20 protein-coding genes are annotated in these 20,772 nt (G+C 60.4%); 9 read left to right on the top strand and 11 right to left on the bottom strand.

What is annotated here, in order from left to right; translation table 11 throughout:
* Nucleotides 1-43: 43 nt before the first annotated feature.
* From ACQRAX_RS11560 to lnt, 4 genes are read left to right on the top strand one after another with little or no spacing between them, the layout of a single operon-like run.
* Nucleotides 44-1,045, top strand: coding sequence for a PhoH family protein (locus ACQRAX_RS11560; protein WP_412040235.1), 1,002 nt, complete (start codon nt 44-46; stop codon nt 1,043-1,045).
* The gene (ybeY, locus tag ACQRAX_RS11555) at nt 1,038-1,532 is read left to right on the top strand and encodes an rRNA maturation RNase YbeY (protein WP_412040234.1); all 495 of its coding nucleotides are present in this window, start codon (nt 1,038-1,040) and stop codon (nt 1,530-1,532) included. The genes ACQRAX_RS11560 and ybeY overlap by 8 nt, the downstream gene beginning before the upstream one ends.
* A 5-nt stretch (nt 1,533-1,537) precedes the next feature.
* Nucleotides 1,538-2,377: an HlyC/CorC family transporter gene (locus ACQRAX_RS11550; protein ID WP_028944390.1), complete on the top strand. Its 840-nt coding sequence runs from the start codon at nt 1,538-1,540 to the stop codon at nt 2,375-2,377.
* An 8-nt stretch (nt 2,378-2,385) separates the two neighbouring features.
* The gene (gene lnt, locus ACQRAX_RS11545; RefSeq protein ID WP_412040233.1) at nt 2,386-3,903 is read left to right on the top strand and encodes an apolipoprotein N-acyltransferase; all 1,518 of its coding nucleotides are present in this window, start codon (nt 2,386-2,388) and stop codon (nt 3,901-3,903) included.
* Here the strand turns inward: lnt and ACQRAX_RS11540 are convergent.
* Nucleotides 3,900-4,661 (bottom strand): YdcF family protein, encoded by a 762-nt coding sequence (locus ACQRAX_RS11540; RefSeq protein WP_412040232.1) that lies wholly within the window; start codon nt 4,659-4,661, stop codon nt 3,900-3,902. The genes lnt and ACQRAX_RS11540 overlap by 4 nt on opposite strands.
* 124 nt (nt 4,662-4,785) lie before the next feature.
* Nucleotides 4,786-5,103: a hypothetical protein gene (locus ACQRAX_RS11535; protein WP_412040231.1), complete on the bottom strand. Its 318-nt coding sequence runs from the start codon at nt 5,101-5,103 to the stop codon at nt 4,786-4,788.
* Nucleotides 5,104-5,340: 237 nt separating this feature from the next.
* Between ACQRAX_RS11535 and leuS the strand changes: the two genes are divergently transcribed.
* The 5 genes from leuS (at nt 5,341) to ACQRAX_RS11510 (ending at nt 11,300) form a co-directional block, all read left to right on the top strand.
* The gene (gene leuS, locus ACQRAX_RS11530) at nt 5,341-7,947 is read left to right on the top strand and encodes a leucine--tRNA ligase (protein ID WP_412040230.1); all 2,607 of its coding nucleotides are present in this window, start codon (nt 5,341-5,343) and stop codon (nt 7,945-7,947) included.
* Nucleotides 7,948-8,012: 65 nt separating this feature from the next.
* Nucleotides 8,013-8,618 carry an LPS assembly lipoprotein LptE gene (gene lptE, locus ACQRAX_RS11525; protein WP_412040229.1) on the top strand — a complete coding sequence of 202 codons (606 nt, stop codon included), beginning with the start codon at nt 8,013-8,015 and terminating at the stop codon, nt 8,616-8,618.
* Between the two features lie 36 nt (nt 8,619-8,654).
* Complete coding sequence (gene holA / locus ACQRAX_RS11520) at nt 8,655-9,692, top strand: DNA polymerase III subunit delta (RefSeq protein WP_412040228.1); 1,038 nt, start codon at nt 8,655-8,657, stop codon at nt 9,690-9,692.
* A 65-nt stretch (nt 9,693-9,757) separates the two neighbouring features.
* The gene (gene arfA / locus ACQRAX_RS11515; RefSeq protein ID WP_412040227.1) at nt 9,758-9,922 is read left to right on the top strand and encodes an alternative ribosome rescue factor ArfA; all 165 of its coding nucleotides are present in this window, start codon (nt 9,758-9,760) and stop codon (nt 9,920-9,922) included.
* Between the two features lie 61 nt (nt 9,923-9,983).
* On the top strand, nt 9,984-11,300 hold the full coding sequence (locus tag ACQRAX_RS11510) for a lytic murein transglycosylase (protein ID WP_412040226.1): 1,317 nt from the start codon (nt 9,984-9,986) through the stop codon (nt 11,298-11,300).
* A gap of 26 nt (nt 11,301-11,326) precedes the next feature.
* On the opposite strand, the gene ACQRAX_RS11505 is transcribed toward ACQRAX_RS11510, so the two are convergent.
* The 9 genes from ACQRAX_RS11505 to mrdA form a co-directional block, all read right to left on the bottom strand.
* Nucleotides 11,327-12,286, bottom strand: coding sequence for a S66 peptidase family protein (locus ACQRAX_RS11505; protein WP_412040225.1), 960 nt, complete (start codon nt 12,284-12,286; stop codon nt 11,327-11,329).
* A gap of 135 nt (nt 12,287-12,421) precedes the next feature.
* The gene (gene lipA / locus ACQRAX_RS11500; protein ID WP_412040224.1) at nt 12,422-13,420 is read right to left on the bottom strand and encodes a lipoyl synthase; all 999 of its coding nucleotides are present in this window, start codon (nt 13,418-13,420) and stop codon (nt 12,422-12,424) included.
* A gap of 2 nt (nt 13,421-13,422) precedes the next feature.
* A complete protein-coding gene (gene lipB / locus ACQRAX_RS11495; protein WP_412040223.1) occupies nt 13,423-14,070 on the bottom strand; it encodes a lipoyl(octanoyl) transferase LipB in 648 nt (215 codons plus the stop codon).
* Nucleotides 14,070-14,342 (bottom strand): DUF493 domain-containing protein, encoded by a 273-nt coding sequence (locus tag ACQRAX_RS11490; RefSeq protein ID WP_412040222.1) that lies wholly within the window; start codon nt 14,340-14,342, stop codon nt 14,070-14,072. Before ACQRAX_RS11490 ends, lipB begins: the two co-directional genes overlap by 1 nt.
* A 76-nt stretch (nt 14,343-14,418) precedes the next feature.
* The gene (locus ACQRAX_RS11485; RefSeq protein WP_412040221.1) at nt 14,419-15,579 is read right to left on the bottom strand and encodes a D-alanyl-D-alanine carboxypeptidase family protein; all 1,161 of its coding nucleotides are present in this window, start codon (nt 15,577-15,579) and stop codon (nt 14,419-14,421) included.
* A gap of 134 nt (nt 15,580-15,713) precedes the next feature.
* Nucleotides 15,714-16,712 (bottom strand): septal ring lytic transglycosylase RlpA family protein, encoded by a 999-nt coding sequence (locus ACQRAX_RS11480; RefSeq protein WP_412040220.1) that lies wholly within the window; start codon nt 16,710-16,712, stop codon nt 15,714-15,716.
* Nucleotides 16,712-17,722 carry a lytic murein transglycosylase B gene (gene mltB, locus ACQRAX_RS11475; RefSeq protein ID WP_412040219.1) on the bottom strand — a complete coding sequence of 337 codons (1,011 nt, stop codon included), beginning with the start codon at nt 17,720-17,722 and terminating at the stop codon, nt 16,712-16,714. Before mltB ends, ACQRAX_RS11480 begins: the two co-directional genes overlap by 1 nt.
* A 17-nt stretch (nt 17,723-17,739) precedes the next feature.
* The gene (rodA, locus tag ACQRAX_RS11470) at nt 17,740-18,843 is read right to left on the bottom strand and encodes a rod shape-determining protein RodA (RefSeq protein WP_051939583.1); all 1,104 of its coding nucleotides are present in this window, start codon (nt 18,841-18,843) and stop codon (nt 17,740-17,742) included.
* A gap of 38 nt (nt 18,844-18,881) precedes the next feature.
* Nucleotides 18,882-20,771, bottom strand: coding sequence for a penicillin-binding protein 2 (gene mrdA, locus ACQRAX_RS11465; protein ID WP_412040218.1), 1,890 nt, complete (start codon nt 20,769-20,771; stop codon nt 18,882-18,884).
* Between the last annotated feature and the right edge of the window lies 1 nt (nt 20,772).

Below are 20,772 nucleotides of genomic sequence, written 5' to 3'. Positions count from 1 at the left end.
CTTGAGACCATCTCCATTGCCGTTGGGCGGCTGAAAAACGACCTTGAACGCACCCATAGAACCTCATCGTTTCATCCTCGAGCCTTTCGAGGCCCATCGTTTCGCCAATCTGTGCGGGCAGTTCGACGAGCATTTGCGCCTGATCGAACAGCGCCTGGCCATCGAAATCCGCAACCGCGGCAATCAGTTCGAACTGATCGGCGAACCCAAGCACACCTCCTCTGCCGAGCAACTGCTGCGCCGTCTCTATCGCGAGACCAAGGCCACCGAGCTGTCGCCGGAAATGGTGCACCTGTTCCTGCAGGAATCTGCGGTAGAACAACTGGAAAACCCAGCCGTCAACGAAGTCAGTGTTTCCCTGCGTACGCGCAAGGGCATGATTCGTCCGCGCGGGCTGAACCAGCAGCGCTATGTGAAGGAAATTCTCGGCAACGACATTAACTTCGGCATTGGTCCGGCCGGTACTGGCAAGACCTACCTCGCCGTGGCCTGTGCTGTCGATGCGCTGGAACGTGAACAGGTGCGACGCATCCTGCTGGTGCGCCCTGCGGTCGAAGCGGGCGAGAAACTCGGCTTCCTGCCGGGCGACCTGGCCCAGAAGATCGACCCTTATCTGCGCCCGCTGTACGACGCGCTGTACGAGATGCTCGGCTTCGAACACGTCGCCAAGTTGATCGAGCGCCAGGTGATCGAGATTGCCCCGCTGGCGTACATGCGTGGCCGTACCCTGAACAACAGCTTCATCATCCTCGATGAGAGCCAGAACACCACGGTCGAGCAGATGAAAATGTTCCTGACCCGTATCGGTTTCGGTTCCACTGCGGTGATCACCGGTGACATCACCCAGGTCGACCTGCCGCGCGGGACCAAGTCGGGCCTGGCGCATGTGATTGACGTGCTCAAGGGCGTGCCGGGCATCAGCTTTACCCATTTCCAGCCCAAAGACGTGGTTCGCCACCCCTTGGTGCAACGTATCGTCGAAGCGTACGAGCGCTTTGAGAGCCATCAACATGACAGCAGCGAAGGCAACAAACGCGATGCTTGAGCTCGATCTGCAGCTGGCAAGTGATGCCCCGCACCCCACTGAAGAACAGTTCCGCCAATGGTGCGAGCTGGCCCTGCGCCAGCGCACGGCCGACTCGGAGTTGACCATTCGCCTGGTCGATGAAGCCGAAGGCCGCGAACTGAATCACACCTGGCGCGGCAAAGACTACGCCACCAACGTTCTGTCGTTCCCGGCCGACGTGCCCGATGAGCTGCTCGACATCCCGCTGCTCGGCGACCTGGTGATCTGCATCGCCGTGGTCGAGCGCGAAGCCGCCGAGCAGGGCAAGTCGCTGGAGGCCCATTGGGCGCACCTGGTTATCCACGGCTGCCTGCACCTGCTGGGCTACGACCACATCGACGACGATGAGGCCGAAGAAATGGAAGCACTGGAACGAGAGTTGCTGGCGGAACTGGGTCATCCGGACCCTTACGCTGATGACGAACACGACGCATCCCACACTGACATCTGCAAGGATCACGAGTAACCGCCATGAGCGAAGATCGATCGAGCAACGGGCAAAAGTCCTGGTTAGGCAAACTGACCCAGGCTTTTGCCCATGAGCCGAAAAACCGCCAGGAGCTGCTAGAGCTGCTGCGCGAAGCCCATCAGAACAAGCTGCTCGACAGCGAGGCGCTGACCATCGTCGAAGGCGCCATTCAGGTAGCCGACCTGCAAGTGCGCGACATCATGGTGCCGCGCTCGCAAATGATCAGCATCAAGGCCACGCAGTCGCCACGCGAGTTCCTCCCAGCGGTGATCGACGCTGCGCACTCGCGCTACCCGGTAGTAGGCGAAAGCCATGACGACGTCCTTGGCGTGTTGTTGGCCAAAGACCTGCTGCCGCTGATCCTCAAAGAGAATGGCGACAGCTTCAACATCAAGGACCTGCTGCGCCCGGCCACCTTCGTGCCCGAGTCCAAGCGCCTGAACGTGCTGTTGCGCGAGTTCCGCGCCAACCACAATCACATGGCCATCGTCATCGACGAATACGGCGGCGTGGCGGGCCTGGTGACCATCGAAGACGTGCTTGAACAGATTGTCGGCGACATCGAAGACGAGCACGACGTCGAAGAAGACAGCTACATCAAGCCACTCCCTAGCGGCGACTTCCTGATCAAGGCGCTGACGCCGATCGAGAACTTCAACGAGTTCTTCGACAGCCAGTTCTCCGACGATGAGTTCGACACCGTTGGCGGCCTGGTCATGAGCGCCTTCGGCCACCTGCCAAAGCGTAACGAGACTACCGAAATCGGCCCGTATCGCTTCCGCATTCTCAACGCCGACAGCCGCCGAATACACTTGCTGCGACTGACCCCTATCACCCGTTAAGGACAACCATGCGCTGGATCACCCGCCCCGGCTGGCCCGGTAACCTGCTGGCCGTGGCGGCCGGTGCAATCACTACCCTGGCCCTGGCGCCGTTCGACATCTGGCCACTGGCATTGCTGGCCGCGGGCCTGTTCTATCTCGGCCTGCGTGAACTCAGCCCACGCCAGGCCCTGGGCCGTGGCTGGTGCTTCGGCTTCGGCTTGTACGCTGCCGGCACCAGCTGGATCTACGTCAGTATCAATACCTACGGCGGCGCCACACCGCTACTGGCGACGGCCTTGCTGGTGGCATTCTTTGCGGCCATTGCCTGGTTCTTCGCCCTGCCCGCCTGGATCTGGGCGCGCTGGCTGCGCCGTAACGAAGCGCCCTTGGCCGACGCCCTGTGTTTCGCTGCTTTGTGGGTTGGACAGGAAGCCTTTCGTGGCTGGTTCCTCACCGGCTTCCCCTGGCTCTATTCCGGTTACAGCCAGCTGGACGGTCCGCTATCCGGCCTGGCGCCGGTCGGTGGCATGTGGCTGATCTCCTTCTGCCTGGCCCTGTGCGCCGCCTTACTGTGCAACCTGCCACGGCTGCGCGAGCGCAAGTCGTTCCTGGCTGTTGCCATCGTCCTGTTGCTGGCGCCCTGGACTGTGGGCCTGACCCTGAAAAACCACGCTTGGACCGAACCTGCCGGCAAACCACTGACCGTGGCCGCCCTGCAGGGTAACGTCGAGCAGGAACTCAAGTGGAACCCGGAACACGTCAACGCCCAACTGGCCTTGTACCGAGACATGAGTTTCAGCTCCAAGCCGGTTGACCTGCTGATCTGGCCGGAAACGGCGGTACCGATCCTCAAGGAACAGGCCCAAGGCTATCTGGACATGATGGGCAGCTTCGCCGCTGACCGCCATTCGGCGCTGATCACCGGAGTACCGATACGTGAGGTGGTGCATCAGCAACGCCGCTACTACAACGGTATTACCGTGACCGGTGAAGGCGACGGAACTTACCTGAAGCAGAAGCTCGTGCCGTTTGGTGAGTACGTGCCGCTGCAGGACATGCTCCGCGGGGTGATCGCCTTCTTCGACCTGCCGATGTCGGACTTTGCCCGCGGCCCGGAAGACCAGTCACTGCTGCAGGCCAAGGGCTATCAGATTGCGCCATACATCTGCTACGAAGTGGTCTATCCGGAGTTCGCCGCAAGCTTGGCAGCCCGTAGCGACATCCTCCTGACCATCAGTAACGACACCTGGTTCGGCACCTCGATTGGCCCCCTGCAACACTTGCAGATGGCTCAGATGCGCGCGCTGGAGGCTGGACGCTGGATGATTCGCGCCACCAACAACGGCGTCACCGGCCTGATCGACCCCTTCGGGCGTATCACCGCACAGATCCCGCAGTTCGAACGCGGCATCCTCTACGGCGAAGTGGTGCCGATGCAGCAGCTCACACCCTACCTGCAATGGCGTTCCTGGCCCCTGCTGATTCTCTGCGTACTGCTGTTCGGCTGGGCCCTGCTGGCCAGCCGGATCGCCAAGACCGTTTAGTAGAACAGCCGGTAACCGAGCAGGCCGATTGCCTCATTGAGCAATTGGCCGCTCTGCCAGATCGCTTTGCTTTCCGGTAGCCAGCCGCCGAACGGGCGCGCGTGGTCGCGACCGAGAAAGCCGACTGGCGCGGGTACCACAGCAAACCCTGCCCGCTCGAAGCTCCAGCGTGAGCGCTGCATATGCCAGGCTTGAGTAACCACAACTACCCGCTTGATACCCTGAGGCAGGAGAATTTCGGCACTCATCTGGGCATTCTCCCAGGTGGTGCGGCTGCGCTCTTCCTTCCAGCGCACACTCACCCCCAAGTCACGCTGCAGCGCATCGGCCATCAACTGCGCTTCACTGGGTGGGGTGCCGTAATGCAAACCACCACTGATCAATAACGGCAAACCTGAGGCCTTGGCCAGTTGCGCGGCATAGCGCAGGCGCTCCATGGCCACGCCGGTGGGCTGATCAACCAAGTTCCAGGCCGGATCACCGCGTTCACGTCCCGCCCCGAGCACCACAATGGCATCCGCCTGTTCAGCCAGATGCGTCCATTGCTCATGGCTCAAAGCGGATTCGGTTTCCAGCACGCGCGCCGAACGCTCGACGACGATCGGCAAGCTCATCGCCCACAAGCCACCCAAGCCCAGGACAAAACACAGGGCTGACAGCCGCGGCCAGGAACGGCGCAGCCACCAGGCCGCAATCAGCAGCAGGAACAGTACGCCAGGCGGCAAAAGCAATTGTTTGATGAAATAACGAATCGGCACAGGTCACCTCCATGGAGGTGCGCAGCCTAAGAGGATCGGCACCTGGCAACAAGCGTCAGATGCCGATCATCTTATTTTTTGCAAAGGGGTGCGCACTCCGCATTGCGCCTGGGGATCCGAACGGCTATTTGAATTGCAGCGTCCTGGATTTTGCCGTGGAGGTGGAGCGCGTCTTGTCCTTGAGCCAGACGACTCTGGCCGAAGAGGGCGGCTCCGCTGATAGCTGTGCGCCAGCGCATCCATGCCTGCCCTCTGGAAGAGAGTCCAGATAGGCCTTGATTACATCGAATTCAGCGCGGCTCAGGCCACGCAGTTCCAATTCAGCAGGCATTTCATCGCGTAACCGAACGGAGGTTCTGGCAACATCCAGGGCGAGCCCCAGACGATCGATCAACCGTTCGTAAAGCTCCGGTTTTGTTACTTGAAACTGCGACTCTCCCATCCGTTCACCTCATTGAAGATAAAATATCTCCCCCCAACAGTGAGCTTAGCGTCACTCGTAAAAGCAGCCGGACGCTGCGACCAACGGCCCGCAGTGGCTCTGGCAGTGCAATCAGGGTTTCCCTCGATGGACAGGGGTCATGTATGCTAGGCCGTTCACCATTTTGACACCGGATTGCCGATGCAGCGTTTTTGCGCTGCCTGGATAAGGTCTCCCATTTCTCAGCGCAAAGTAGCCATGCACGAACTCTATCAGCCCCGCGAAATCGAAGCCGCCGCCCAGACCTACTGGGACGAGCAAAAGTCTTTTGAAGTCAGTGAACAGCCAGGCAAAGAATCTTTCTACTGCCTATCGATGTTCCCGTACCCGAGCGGCAAGCTACACATGGGCCACGTGCGCAACTACACCATTGGTGACGTGATCGCACGCTACCAGCGCATGCAGGGCAAGAATGTCCTGCAGCCAATGGGGTGGGATGCCTTCGGCATGCCGGCAGAAAACGCCGCGATGAAAAACAACGTCGCGCCGGCCAAGTGGACCTACGAAAACATCGACTACATGAAGACCCAGCTCAAGAGCCTGGGTCTGGCCTTCGACTGGTCGCGTGAAGTCACCACCTGCAAGCCGGACTACTACCGTTGGGAACAATGGCTGTTCACCCGCCTGTTCGAAAAAGGTGTGATCTACCGTAAAAACGGTACCGTGAACTGGGACCCGGCCGACCAGACCGTACTGGCCAACGAGCAGGTCATTGACGGCCGTGGCTGGCGTTCGGGCGCGCTGATCGAGAAGCGCGAAATCCCGATGTACTACTTCAAGATCACCGACTATGCCGACGAGCTGCTGGAAAGCCTCGACGAGCTGCAGGGCTGGCCAGAACAGGTCAAGACCATGCAGCGCAACTGGATCGGCAAGTCCCGCGGCATGGAAGTGCAGTTCCCCTACGACCAGACCAGCATTGGTCACGCCGGGGCACTGAAAGTCTTCACCACCCGTCCGGACACCCTGATGGGCGCCACCTATGTGGCCGTTGCCGCCGAGCATCCGCTGGCCACTCAAGCCGCTCAGGGTAACCCCGAGCTGCAAGCGTTCATCGATGAATGCAAGAGCGGCAGCGTCGCCGAAGCCGACGTCGCCACCCAAGAGAAGAAAGGCCTGGCCACTTCGCTGTTCGTCGAACACCCGCTGACCGGCGAAAAACTGCCGGTATGGGTCGCCAACTATGTGCTGATGCACTACGGCGATGGCGCAGTAATGGCCGTGCCGGCCCACGACGAGCGCGATTTCGAGTTCGCAAAAAAGTACAACCTGCCGTTCAAGGCCGTGATTCGCACCAGCCTTGGCGACCAAGTGGCTGCCGAATGGGATGCTGCTTGCGGCGAACACGGCGTGCTGATCAACTCCGGTGAGTTCGACGGCCTGGATTTCCCAGGTGCTTTCGATGCCCTCGAAGTGGCCCTGATCAAGAAAGACCTCGGCAAGTCGCGCACTCAGTTCCGTCTGCGCGACTGGGGTATCAGCCGTCAGCGTTACTGGGGCTGCCCGATCCCGATCATCCACTGCCCATCCTGTGGCGATGTGCCAGTCCCAGAAGACCAGCTGCCTGTCACCCTGCCAGAAGACGTGGTACCCGATGGCGCCGGTTCGCCACTGGCGCGCATGCCTGAGTTCTACGAATGCACCTGCCCGAAATGCGGCACAGCGGCCAAGCGCGAAACCGACACCATGGACACCTTCGTTGAGTCGTCCTGGTATTTCGCCCGCTACGCCTCGCCGAACTACGAGGGTGGCATGGTCGATCCGAAGGCTGCCAACCACTGGCTGCCGGTAGATCAGTACATCGGTGGCATCGAACACGCCATCCTGCACTTGCTCTACGCACGCTTCTTCCACAAGCTGATGCGTGACGAAGGTCTGGTCACCTCCAACGAGCCGTTCAAGAACCTGCTGACCCAGGGCATGGTCGTTGCCGACACCTACTACCGCGTTGCCAGCAACGGCGGCAAGGACTGGTTCAACCCAGCCGACGTAGAAGTCGAACGCGACGCCAAGGCCAAGATCATCGGCGCCCGCCTGAAAACCGACGGCCTGCCGGTCGAGATCGGCGGCACCGAGAAGATGTCCAAGTCCAAGAACAACGGCGTTGACCCACAGGCAATGATTGATGCCTACGGTGCCGACACCTGCCGCCTGTTCATGATGTTCGCCTCGCCGCCCGACATGAGCCTGGAATGGTCCGACTCCGGTGTTGAAGGCGCCAACCGCTTCCTGCGTCGCGTCTGGCGCCTGGCCCAGGCCCATGTGACTCAGGGTCTGCCGGGCAAACTGGACATTGCCGCCCTGGACGACGCCCAGAAAGTGATCCGTCGCGCCATTCACGCGGCGATCAAACAGGCCAGCACCGATGTCGGCCAGCACCACAAGTTCAACACCGCCATCGCCCAGGTGATGACCCTGATGAACGTGCTGGAAAAGGCCCCACAAACCAGCGAACAGGACCGCGCCCTGCTGCACGAAGGGCTGGAAACCGTCGCCTTGCTGCTGGCGCCGATCACCCCGCACATCAGCCATGAGCTGTGGCAGCGCCTGGGTCACCAGGATGCCGTGATCGATGCCGGCTGGCCTGCACTGGACGAAAGCGCCCTGGTTCAGGACAGCATCGTTCTGGTCATCCAGGTCAATGGCAAGCTGCGCGGGCAGATCGAAATGCCCGCTGGCGCCAGCCGCGAAGAAGTCGAGGCCGCCGCCCGCAGTAACGAAAACGTGCTGCGCTTCACCGAAGGCCTGAGCATCCGCAAGGTCATCGTGGTACCGGGCAAGCTGGTCAACATCGTCGCCAACTGACAGGAATACCGGCCCGCATGAATGGCGGGCCGGTACACAGAATCGGCCCACAAGGGAGCAACAAGATGATCAAACGCAATCTGCTGGTAATGGGCCTGGCCGTAATGCTCAGCGCCTGCGGTTTCCAGCTGCGTGGTACCGGCACCACTGAAATGGCCATCAAGGAGCTGGACGTCAGCGCACGCAACGCCTACGGCGAAACCGTGACCCAGCTGCGCCGAGCCCTGCAAACCAGCGGTGTCAATGTTCACACGGGCGCGCCCTACCGCCTGGTGCTGACCAACGAAGCAGAATCCCAGCGTGCGGCCACCTATGCTGGCGGCTCGGGCAGCGCCGAGTATGAGCTGACCACTGTGCTGAGCTACAGCATCAATGGTCTGAACGACACCAACCTGCTTAACGACAAGCTCGAAGTACGCAAAGTCTACGTGTATGACGGCAACAACATCACCGGCGCCGACCAGGACTCCACCCAGACTCGCGAAGAAATGCGTCGCGAGCTGGTGCAGAACATGCTGGTCCGCCTGCAACTGCTGACCCCTAGCCAGCTCGACCAGCTGCAAGTGGAAGCAGATGCTCGCGCCAAGGCCGAAGCCGACGCTCTGGAAGCGGCCCGCCGCGCCCAGGACGAGACGCCTCAGCAGTCGCCACTGCAACTGCCGAACAACTGAGTGTGAACGGGGCACTTCGGTGCCCCGCCTGCGATCATGAAACTCGCCCCCGCCCAGCTCAACAAACACCTGCAAGGTAGCCTCGCCCCGGTCTATGTCATCAGTGGCGACGACCCGTTGCTGTGCCAGGAAGCCGCCGATGCGGTGCGTGCTGCTGCGCGCCAGCAAGGTTTTGATGAGCGCCAGGTGTTCAGTGCCGACGCCAACTTCGATTGGGGCACCCTGCTCCAGGCCGGTGCCAGCCTGTCACTGTTCGCCCAGCGGCGCTTGCTGGAACTGCGCCTGCCTTCCGGCAAGCCCGGTGATAAAGGCGCTGCGGCGCTCATCGAATACTGCTCGCGCCCTGCCGAAGACACCCTGTTGCTGATCAGCCTGCCCAAGCTTGACGGCAGTGCGCAGAAGACCAAATGGGGCAAAGCACTGATTGAAGGGCAACAGGTCCAGTTCATCCAGATCTGGCCGGTCGACACTCAGCAACTGCCACAGTGGATCAATCAGCGCCTGGCCCAGGCCGGGCTATCTGCCCAGCGTGACGCCGTAGACCTGATTGCCGCGCGCGTCGAAGGCAACTTGCTGGCTGCCGCCCAGGAAATCGAGAAACTCAAGCTGCTGGCAGAGGGCAATCAAATTACCCTGGAGACGGTGCAAGCCGCTGTCGCTGACAGTGCGCGATTCGATGTCTTCGGCTTGGTCGATGCGATTCTCAATGGGGAGGCTGCACATGCCCTGCGCATGCTCGAAGGCCTGCGTGGCGAAGGCGTCGAGCCGCCGGTGATTCTCTGGGCCCTGGCTCGGGAATTGCGCTTGCTGGCGAGCCTTTCTCAGCAGTACAGCCAGGGCGTGCCATTGGACAAAGCGTTCAGTCAGGCTCGCCCACCGGTCTGGGACAAGCGCAAGCCGTTGATGAGCAAAGCCCTGCAGCGCCATTCAGCACAGCGCTGGAGCCAGTTGTTACAAGATGCCCAGCGTATCGATGCGCAAATCAAGGGCCAGGCCCAAGGCTCACCCTGGACCAGCCTGGCACGCTTGTCATTATTGATGGCCGGGCAACGCTTGCCTCTACCGGCGCAGTGATGCTTGCCCTGCGATAGGTTCGCGCCTATATTGCGCCCGACACCCATCAAGCAGGATTCACCGTCATGAGCAAAAAGCCCTCAAAGCCCGGGCCCAACAAGGCCAAATCAATCATCGCCCAACCCCTGTTCCGCAGCCGCCAGGAACGAGCAGGCAAAGGCAAAGGCAGCTACCGCCGCGAAGCCTTCCAATCGAGAGATTGGGAGGCTTCTTACTTTTTGGCCGCATAAAAGCAAGAATTCGACAGGCATGGTATGGTCGGCACCTGACTTGAAATACCTGGACCTGTGCATGCCCTTTTGTCTTTCCCGTCGCTGGCAACCTCGCCAGCTGATCGCTGCCTCCAGCCTCATCTTGCTTGTCGCCTGCGCGGAAAAACCCACCGCCGCCGATGCGTTGCCGCTGGCACCTGCCCAGCCCGCTCCGGTTGTGACCGTGCCAAACCCGGCTGTCGACACAAGCACTGAAATTCAACCGCTACAGAGCTTTGCGCAGTGGCAAGCGGGCTTCCGTCAACAAGCCTTGCAAGCCGGCATCAATGCCAACCTGTTTGACCGCGCCTTCCTCGGTGTCACGCCCGACATGGACGTGATCAAGGCCGACCGTAGCCAGCCAGAGTTCACCCGACCAGTCTGGGAGTACCTCGACGGCGCGCTGTCGCCGCTGCGCGTACGCAACGGCAAAGCCCTGCTGGAAAAACACGCCGAGTTGTTGGGTCAGATCGAACAACGTTACGGCGTCGACCGCAATGTGCTGGTCTCGGTGTGGGGCATGGAAAGCAACTTTGGCCAGTTTCAGGGCAGCAAATCGGTGATCCGCTCGCTCGCAACCCTGGCCTATGAAGGCCGGCGCCCACAGTTCGCCCAAGACCAACTGATAGCGGCCCTGCAGATTCTGCAGAACGGCGACATCCAGCCGGACGCCATGCGAGGCTCTTGGGCCGGTGCCATGGGCCAGACCCAGTTCATCCCGACCACCTACAACACCCACGCGGTGGACTTCGACGGCGACGGCCGCCGGGATATCTGGAACAGCTCTGCCGATGCCTTGGCCTCTACCGCCCATTACCTACAAAGCTCGGGCTGGAAACGCGGTCAACCCTGGGGCTTCGAAGTTCAGTTACCTAGCGGCTTCGACTACTGGATCGCCGATGGCGCCCAGCGCAAAACTGTCGCCGAATGGATGCAACTGGGCTTGAAGCTACCAACCGGCGTACGCCTGCCTGCCGGCAGTGAACAACTATCCGCCGCCCTGTTGCTGCCTGCCGGTTATCGCGGCCCGGCGTTCCTGGTACTGGATAACTTCCGTGCGATCCTGCGCTACAACAACTCGTCGTCGTATGCCCTGGCCGTCGGCCTGCTCGGTCAGCGGTTCGATGGCTCAGGCTACATTGCCGGTGGCTGGCCAAAAGACGATCTGCCACTGAGCCGTAGCGAGCGCGTCGAATTGCAAACGCTGCTCAGCGCCAAGAACTACGACGCCGGCACCGCCGACGGCATCATCGGTGCCAACACCCGTAAGGCCATTCGTACTGCACAGCAGGCACTGGGCTGGCCAGCCGATGGCTATCCAACCCATAAGCTGCTGGACAGCTTGCGTCAGCGATAAAAAACGCCCCGGTTTCGGGGCGTTTTTTATTGCGCGAAGAGATCCTGCTGCAACTGCAGGCAACGTTGATCAGCATCCAGATAAACCTGCGCCCCCAACGGCAAAGTGAGATTGGGATCGCAATGGCCGCTGCGCCAACCGGCCAGCACCGGTATCTGCATGGGTTCAAATGTTGCCCGCAACAGCGGCGTCAGCGCCTCTACCGTCAATCCGGCAAAGTCCCCTGCCAGTACCCCCCGCAGCCCGTCGAACTTGCCGGCCAGACGTAGCTGAGTCAACAACCGATCGATGCGATACAGCGGCTCGTTAACATCCTCGATAAACAGAATGCCATCGCGGCAGTTGAGCTCTGCTGCCGTGCCCAACGTTGCACAGAGCATCGCCAGATTGCCTCCCATTAACCGTCCTGACGCCGTGCCAGAGACAATTGTGCTGAGCGGGTATCGGTCTGGGTGCTGGAGCCTGTCACCACAGCTCAAGCGCCCACTGAGCAGCTCGAAGAGCGAGGAAATGCTCAGTTCCTGCTTGTTGGCCAGCAACTCTGACTTGAGCATCGCCCCATGGAAGGTCACGAAACCAGCATGCCGGGCAATCGCATTGTGCAGCGCCGTAATATCGCTGTAGCCCACCAACGGTTTGGGATTGCTACGCAACAGGGCGTAGTCGAGCCCCTCAAGTAGACGCATGCTGCCGTAGCCACCGCGCAGACAGATGATAGCGTCGACATCGCTTGCTGCGAACGCCGCATGCAGGTCCGCCAAGCGCCGCGCATCGCTGCCGGCCAGGTAGCCCTCAGCTTCAGTGACCCCAGGATAGATTCGGCACTGATAGCCACGTGCTTCAAACCACTTAATGGCCGTGAGCGTATCAAGCGAAGCGGGCCCTGCTGGGGCGATGATGGCGATACGGCCGTTGTCAGGCAGCGCCTTGGGCAGTATCAAGCTTTCTGCGTGCAGCCTGGGCTGATGATCGCAGGGAAGGTTCATCCAGACGACTCCTTGTATGGACTTGAGCATCAACGCTACGACTGTTGACGCTCAAATGGCGCGCGGAACAACTGCCAGAAACAAAAAATGCCGATGCCGCTGGCAAGCGGACATCGGCATTGTACAAAGCCAGGATCAGAGCTTGATCTTGGCCTCGTGCGCCTGCTGGTCAGCATGGTACGAAGAACGTACCAGAGGACCGGAAGCGACGTTCTTGAAGCCCATTTTCAGGCCTTCTTCAGCGAACCAGGCGAAAACATCCGGATGCACGAAGCGCTGCACCGGCAAGTGGCTGCGCGATGGCTGCAGATACTGGCCCAGCGTCAGCATGTCGATGTTGTGCTCGCGCATGCGCTGCATCACTTCGATAACTTCTTCGTCAGTCTCGCCCAGGCCCAGCATCAAGCCGGACTTGGTCGGTACGTGCGGCACCAGTTCCTTGAATTTCTGCAGCAGGGTCAGCGACCACTGATAGTCAGATCCCGGACGTGCGGCCTTGTACAGACGCGGAACGGTTTCCAGGTTGTGGTTGAACACATCCGGCGGGGTCTCGGCGGTAATGGCCAAGGCCACATCCATCCGTCCACGGTAGTCCGGCACCAGGGTTTCCAGCTGAACGCCCGGCGACAATGCGCGGATTTCACGGATACAGTCGGCAAAGTGCTGGGCACCACCGTCACGCAGGTCGTCGCGGTCCACCGAGGTGATGACTACGTACTTCAGGCGCAGGTCGGCAATGGCCACTGCGAGGTTCTTCGGCTCGTCGACGTCCAGAGGCTTCGGACGACCGTGCCCCACGTCGCAGAACGGGCAACGACGGGTGCAGATGTCACCCATGATCATGAAGGTCGCGGTACCGCCGGAGAAGCACTCGCCCAGGTTCGGGCAAGACGCCTCTTCGCAGACACTGTGCAGCTTATGCTTGCGCAGCAGTTGCTTGATACGGTCGACTTCCGGCGAAACCGGGATACGCACGCGGATCCAGTCGGGTTTTTTCGGCAGCTCGTCGGTGGGGATGATCTTTACCGGGATACGCGCGACTTTTTCCGCGCCACGCAGTTTGACACCCGCCTCGACCTTGGGCCGAGGTGCTGGTGTCACACTTTGCACTGGTTCTTGCACAACAGTAGTCATATTCAGAATATTCCGCCCGTAAGGGTCGTCTGCTCAGCATAGTCGAGGTGCTTGACCAGCTGCCCGCGCAGCCTTGCCCTTACCTCAGAGAGTTCGATCGAGCCTGCCTGGTCGCGCAGCTGGGTCATGGCCAGCCCCGCATACCCGCAGGGGTTAATCCGGCGGAATGGCGCAAGGTCCATGTCCACGTTCAAGGCAAGGCCATGGAACGAACAGCCATTGCGAATCCGCAGGCCGAGGGAGGCAATTTTCGCCCCGTCGACATACACGCCAGGCGCATCCGGCTTAGCCGCTGCCTCGACGTCATAACTGGCCAGCAACTCGATCAGGCAACGCTCGATCCGGGACACCAGATCTCGCACGCCAAATCCCAGCCGGCGAACATCCAACAACAAGTACGCCACCAATTGCCCGGGACCGTGATAGGTCACCTGGCCGCCCCGATCAGTCTGCACCACCGGAATATCGCCGGGCACCAGTAGGTGCTCGGCCTTGCCGGCCTGGCCCTGGGTGAACACCGCAGGGTGCTCCACCAACCAGACCTCGTCGCCGGTTTGCGGGCCACGCTGGTCGGTAAACCGGCGCATGGCCTCGAGCACCGGCTCGTAAGGCAGTAATCCCAGATCGCGAAAGCCGAGGCTTGCCGGCATCACAGCACCATTTTTACGATGCCAGTGGCACGCAGGGCGCTATTGATGTTGTGCAGCTGGTCTTCGCCAGTGGCGACGATGTGCAGCTGTACGGTGGTGTACTTGCCTTCTTTACTCTGGCGCTCAGCCAGAGTGGCGAGGTCGACCTCAGCGTACTTCTTGAGGATCTCGATCACCGTGTCCTTGAAGTGGACCACGGTGTCACCGATTACCTTGATCGGGTAGTCCGCGCAAGGGAATTCGATTTTGTGCGACTTATCAGCTTCGGTCATGGCAATAACGGCCTCGTAAGCCGTGGCAACAACAACGCCCCCGCGTGTGTTGGCGGGGGCGTGGCAGGTCACGATATCAGTTGAACAACCCGTAGAAGAATAGCCGAATGCTATCCCACACCCGACGGAAGAAACCACCTTCCTCGACGCCGTCCAGCGCGATCAGGTCGGCACTGTGTACAACGTTGTCATCCAGTTTGACTTCCACTTTACCGATCACGTCACCTTTGGCGATGGGTGCGGTCAGTTGTGGGTTCATGGTCATGCTTGCAGCCAGTTTCTTCAATTGGCCTTTAGGCAAAGTCATGGTCAGGTCTTGGGCCAAACCGGCTTTGACCTGGCTCTCGGCACCCTTCCAGACCGGCGCCTGGGCCAGCTCGGTGCCTTTCTGGTAGAAGGTCTGGGTTTCGAAGAAGCGGAAGCCGTAGGTCAGCAGCTTCTGGGTTTCAGCCGCACGCGCTTGGTCACTGTTGGTGCCGAACACCACAGCGATCAGACGCATACCGTCACGCACTGCGGAAGTCACCATGCAGTAGCCTGCTTCGTCGGTGTGACCGGTTTTCAGGCCATCAACGGTCTTGTCGCGCCACAGCAGCAAGTTGCGGTTGGTCTGCTTGATGTTGTTCCAGAAGAACTCCTTCTGCGAGTAGATCGCATAGTGAGCCGGGTCTTCGTGGATGATCGCTCGGCCCAACACTGCCATGTCATGAGCCGACGAGTAATGCTCAGGGTTCGGCAAACCGGTCGGGTTCATGAAGTGGGTGTTGGTCATGCCCAGGTCAGCAGCGGTCTTGTTCATCATATCGGCGAATGCGTCTTCGCTGCCGGCCATGTGTTCGGCGAGGGCGACGCTGGCGTCGTTACCCGACTGGATGATGATGCCGTGCAGCAGGTCGCTGACGCTGACCTGAGTACCGACTTTGATGAACATCCGCGAGCCGCCGGTACGCCAGGCATTTTCGCTGACGGTCACCATGTCGTTCTCGCCCAGTTGCCCTCGACGGATATCCAGGGTCGCGATGTAGGCGGTCATCAGCTTGGTCAGGCTCGCCGGAGGCAGGCGCTGATCACCATTGTTCTCGACCAGGACATTACCGCTGGAGGCTTCCATGAGCACGTAGGACTTGGCTGCCAGTTGCGGCGGCGACGGCATCATCTGCTCTGCGGCGAAAGCCGCAGGGGTGATCATCAGCGGTACAAGCAGGCAAAGGCGTTTGGCAAAGCTGGTTATGTTCATCCGTCTCTCGAAATGGCTAATGGGCTCATGCCCTTATGGGCAAAACGTCTTCAGGCGCTGGGCCTTGCGAGCAAAACCGCCATTGTACATGGCTGTTCCGCCCGCTTACATGACAAACCGACCAGTCCCCCCGGTCAGTCTGCCGTGACAACTTTTGGCTGGCCAAGATTGGCCAGACGCACACTGTCTTGCATCTGCTGGGCTTCGCCCTGGCTGTTGATCGGCCCCAGGCGGACCCGGTGCAGGGTTTGTTGGTTACGCACGATCGAACTGATGAAGACCGGCGCGCTGACCATACCACTCAACTTCGAACGCAGCAGTTCGGCGGCATCCGGGTTGGCGAAGGCGCCGACCTGCAAGTAAAGACCATTGCTGGTCTGGCCAGCGTTACTGGCGATTTGTACCGGTACCATTGCCGCGGCATGTTGTTGCGGCGGTGGCGTCCATTGCTCGACGGTACCAGTGCTGGCAGACAACGCCTGAGGCTGGGCGACCTGCGGCTGGTCCAGGACCATCGGCGCTGGCTGACCTCGCTGGGCCCACCATTGTTTCGGGTCGATGCCTTCAACACGCACCCGCGCGGTACCGGTTTCGGCATAACCGAGTTTTTTCGCCGCCGCGTAAGACAGGTCGATAATGCGGTCGGAGTAGAACGGCCCGCGGTCGTTGACCCGCAGAACCACACTGCGATGGTTGTCGAGGTTGGTGACTTTGACATAGGCCGGTAGCGGCAAAGTCTTGTGCGCCGCGCTCATGCCGTAGAGGTCATAGACCTCGCCGTTGGCGGTGTTCTGGCCGTGAAACTTGGTGCCATACCAGGATGCAGTGCCTTCGGCGCGGTAGTTGCGCGAATCCTGGATCGGAAAGTAGGTCTTGCCCAGCACGGTATAGGGGTTGGCTTTGTAATTACCGGTATGCACGGTCGGCGTGGCGTCGGGGATCTTCGTGACATCGACATCCCACCACGGCGCGCCATCTTTGTGCGCGCGATTGATGTCCAGGCCCGGCTTGGCGCGCACCACATTATTGCTGCTTTGCGGCGCCGGCTTGCTCGAAGAACAGCTGACCAGCAACAGGCCCACGGCCGCACAACCGATCAGTTTCACAGATGTAGCAGAAAACATTCCGCGCATTACTTGGCGCCCCGTGCTTGAACCAGCAGGTCCGATAGCTGATGTACCGCCATCGCGTACATCACGCTGCGGTTGTAGCGAGTGATCGCGTAGAAGTTCTTCAGGCCCAGCCAATATTCGGGGCCGTTGTCGCCTTCAAGCCGGAAAGCGGTGACCGGCAGATCATCGCGCAGCGCATCATGACTTGACCAGCCCAGTGCCCGCAACTCCCCGACCGTCTTGACCGCGTCAATACCGGGGCTCAGGCCCTCATCGATGCGATCACCAGTGGCGGTGGCACGACTGACCACTTGCTCCCCGGCAACCCAACCATGGCGTTTGAAATAGCTGGCGACGCTACCAATCGCATCGTCCGGGTTGTTCCAGATATTGATGTGACCGTCGCCGTCGAAATCCACGGCGTAGGCGCGAAAGCTGCTGGGCATGAACTGTGGCAGGCCCATGGCGCCGGCGTAGGAACCCTTGAGGGTCAACGGGTCGACTTGCTCTTCACGGGCTAGCAGCAGGTACTCACGCAGCTCTTTGCGGAAGAACTCGGCACGTGGCGGATAATCGAAGCCCAAGGTCGAAAGCGCATCGATGACCCGGTAGTTGCCAGTGTTGCGACCGAAAAAGGTTTCAACGCCGATGATCGAAACGATCACCTGGGCCGGGACACCGTATTCCTGCTCGGCGCGGGCCAGGGTTGCCTCATGCTGGCGCCAGAAATCCACACCACGGGCTACCCGGGCATCGGTGAGGAACATCGGGCGATAATCCTTCCACGGTTTTACCCGCTCGGCCGGACGAGAAATCGCATCGAGGATCGACTGCTTGCGCTTGACGTCGCGAAACACGTCCATCAACTGCTCATCGGCAAAGCCGTAATCGCGGGTCATCTCAGCGACGAACTGAGCCACCTGCGGCGAGCCGTCATAGTCCCCGGCGGTCGCTTGCTGGCTAGCACCGAACAGGCCAATCAGGCCTACCCAGGGCGCACAGCGAGCAGCCCAGCCACGCATTGCTTGCATGTAATTCTTCACCTTATTCAAACTTGCGCAATCCATTTGCGATGCGTATGGATCGACATCAAAACTCCAAACGCTGACAGCAGCGTCACCAACGAAGTTCCGCCATAACTAATGAAGGGCAGCGGCACGCCCACTACAGGCAACAAGCCGCTGACCATACCGATATTGACGAATACATAAACGAAAAAAGTCATCGTCAAGCTGCCGGCCAGCAGCTTGCCGTAGAGTGTTTGCGCCTGGGCGGTAATCACCAGGCCGCGGCCGATCAACAACAGGTAGATCAGCAGCAGCGCACAAATGCCGACCAGGCCGAACTCCTCGCCGAGCACGGCAATGATGAAGTCGGTGTGGCTTTCCGGGAGGAAATCCAAGTGCGACTGCGTGCCGAGCAACCAGCCCTTGCCGAATACGCCACCGGAACCGATGGCCGCCTTGGACTGGATAATATTCCAGCCGGTACCGAGCGGGTCGCTTTCCGGGTCGAGGAAGGTCAGTACACGTTGCTTCTGGTAGTCATGCATGACGAAAAACCACATCGCCACCGCTACCGGCACCGCCGCCGCAAGCACACTGAGGATCCAGCGCCAGCGCAGCCCCCCCATGAACAGCACGAAGGCGCCCGAAGCGAGAATCAGCAGTGCCGTGCCCAGGTCAGGCTGGCGCACGATAAGGATAAACGGCACGCCAATCATGATCAGGCTGATCATTACATGCTTGAGGTGCGGCGGCAGCGAACGTTTGGCCAGGTACCAGGCGATGGTCGCCGGCATGATGATCTTCATGAACTCCGAGGGCTGGAAGCGGATAACCCCGGGAATGTTGATCCAGCGTGTGGCGCCCATGGCGTTGTGACCCATGACATCCACCACCACCAGCAGGATCACCCCGCAGACGTAGGCCAAAGGCACCCAGCGTGCCATGAAGCGCGGCTCCAGCTGAGCGATAACGAACATCGACACCAGGCCAATACCGAAGGAACTGGCCTGCTTGAGTAGCAAGTCCCAGTTTTTGCCGCTGGCCGAATAAAGGACGAACAGGCTGCCGGCTGCCAGGGTCAGCAGCAGGATCAGCAAAGGACCGTCGATATGGATGCGCTGCAGGAAACTGGCGCGGCGGCGCATCACATCCTCACTGGAGAGCATGCGATCGAAATTACTCATCACGGGGCCGGTTCCTGGACAATGGACGGATTGGCGAATTCAGGCTTGAGACGGCCGTCGGGGCCGAGCAACCAGGCATCCATGACCTGACGCACCACGGGTGCGGCAACTCCGGAACCGGACTCGCCGTTCTCGACCATCACCGACACTACGATTTTCGGGTTTTCGGCCGGCGCGAAGCCAACGAACAGTGCATGGTCACGGTGACGTTCCTGCAGTTTGTTCCGGTCGTAGCGCTCACCCTGCTTGATCGCCACTACCTGGGCGGTACCACTCTTGCCGGCAATCCGGTACTGGGCACCGATCGCCGCCTTGCGCGCAGTACCGCGGGCACCGTGCATCACCTGCTCCATACCGTGAGTGACCTTGTTCCAGTCGGATTTGTCACGCAGGACGATGTCTTCCATCGGGTTTTCATCCACCGGTGGCTGACCTTCGATGGTCTTGGCCAGGTGCGGGCGGTACCACTTACCTTTGCTGGCGATCAGTGCGGTGGCCTGGGCCAGTTGCAACGGCGTGGTCTGCATGTAGCCCTGGCCGATACCGAGGATCAGGGTTTCGCCCGGGAACCAGGCTTGACGGCGAGTGGCGCGCTTCCATTCACGTGAAGGCATCAGCCCCGGCGACTCTTCGAACATGTCCAGCGAGACCTTCTGGCCGATACCGAAACGGTTCATGTAGGTGGACAGGCGGTCGATGCCCATCTTGTGCGCCAGGTCGTAGAAGTAGGTGTCGTTGGAACGCATGATCGCCGTGTCGAGGTCGACCCAGCCGTCACCGCTGCGGTTCCAGTTACGGTACTTGTGATCGTAATTGGGCAGTTGGTAATAACCGGGGTCAAAGACTCGGCTCGAGGCGGTCACCACACCACTGTCCAGGCCGGCAATCGCCACCGCAGGCTTGATCGTCGAGCCTGGCGGGTACAAGCCGCGCAGCACACGGTTGAACAGCGGCCGGTCGATCGAGTCGCGCAGCTCGGCATAGGCTTTGAAGCCGATACCGGTGACGAACAGGTTCGGATCAAAACTCGGCTGACTGACCATCGCCAACACTTCGCCAGTGTTGGGGTCCAGCGCAACGATAGCGCCACGCCGCCCAGCCAATGCGGCCTCGGCTGCTTCCTGCAACTTGATGTCGAGGCTCAGGACAATGTCCTTGCCGGGGATCGGGTCAGTGCGTTTGAGCACCCGCAAGACCCGGCCTCGCGCATTGGTCTCGACCTCTTCGTAGCCGACCTGACCATGCAGCTCAGGCTCGTAGAAGCGCTCGATACCGGTTTTGCCGATATGGTGAGTACCGCTGTAGTTGACCGGATCGAGGGTTTTCAGCTCTTTCTCGTTGATCCGCCCGACATACCCGACCGAGTGGGCAAAATGCGCACCCTGTGGGTAATGGCGCACCAACTGGGCCACCACTTCAACGCCGGGCAGACGAAACTGGTTCACGGCAATCCGGGCAATCTGCTCTTCCGTCAGCTCGAACAGGATCGGCACCGGCTCGAACGGCCGACGCCCCTGACGCATACGCTTTTCGAAGAGCGTACGGTCATCCGGGGTCAGCTCGAGTACTTCGACAATCACGTCCAGCACCTGTTGCCAGTCGCCAGAACGCTCGCGGGTCATGCTCAGGCTGAAGCTTGGCCGGTTGTCGGCGATGATCACCCCGTTACGGTCGAAAATCAGCCCGCGGGTCGGCGGAATCGGTTGCACATGCACCCGGTTGTTTTCCGACAGGGTCGAGTGATAGTCGTACTGGATCACCTGCAGGTAATACAGGCGCGCAATCAACACGCAGATCAGCAGGACGATCGCCACGGCACCGACCACGACGCGACTGCGCACCATACGGGCGTCTTTCTCGTGATCCTTGAGGCGAATCGGCTGCGTCATT

The sequence above is a fragment of the Pseudomonas sp. UM16 genome, from assembly GCF_050312595.1.
In the GTDB taxonomy this organism is placed as follows: domain Bacteria; phylum Pseudomonadota; class Gammaproteobacteria; order Pseudomonadales; family Pseudomonadaceae; genus Aquipseudomonas.
Note: the sequence above shows the minus strand (reverse complement) of the source record. Positions and strands in the feature narration are given on the sequence as shown.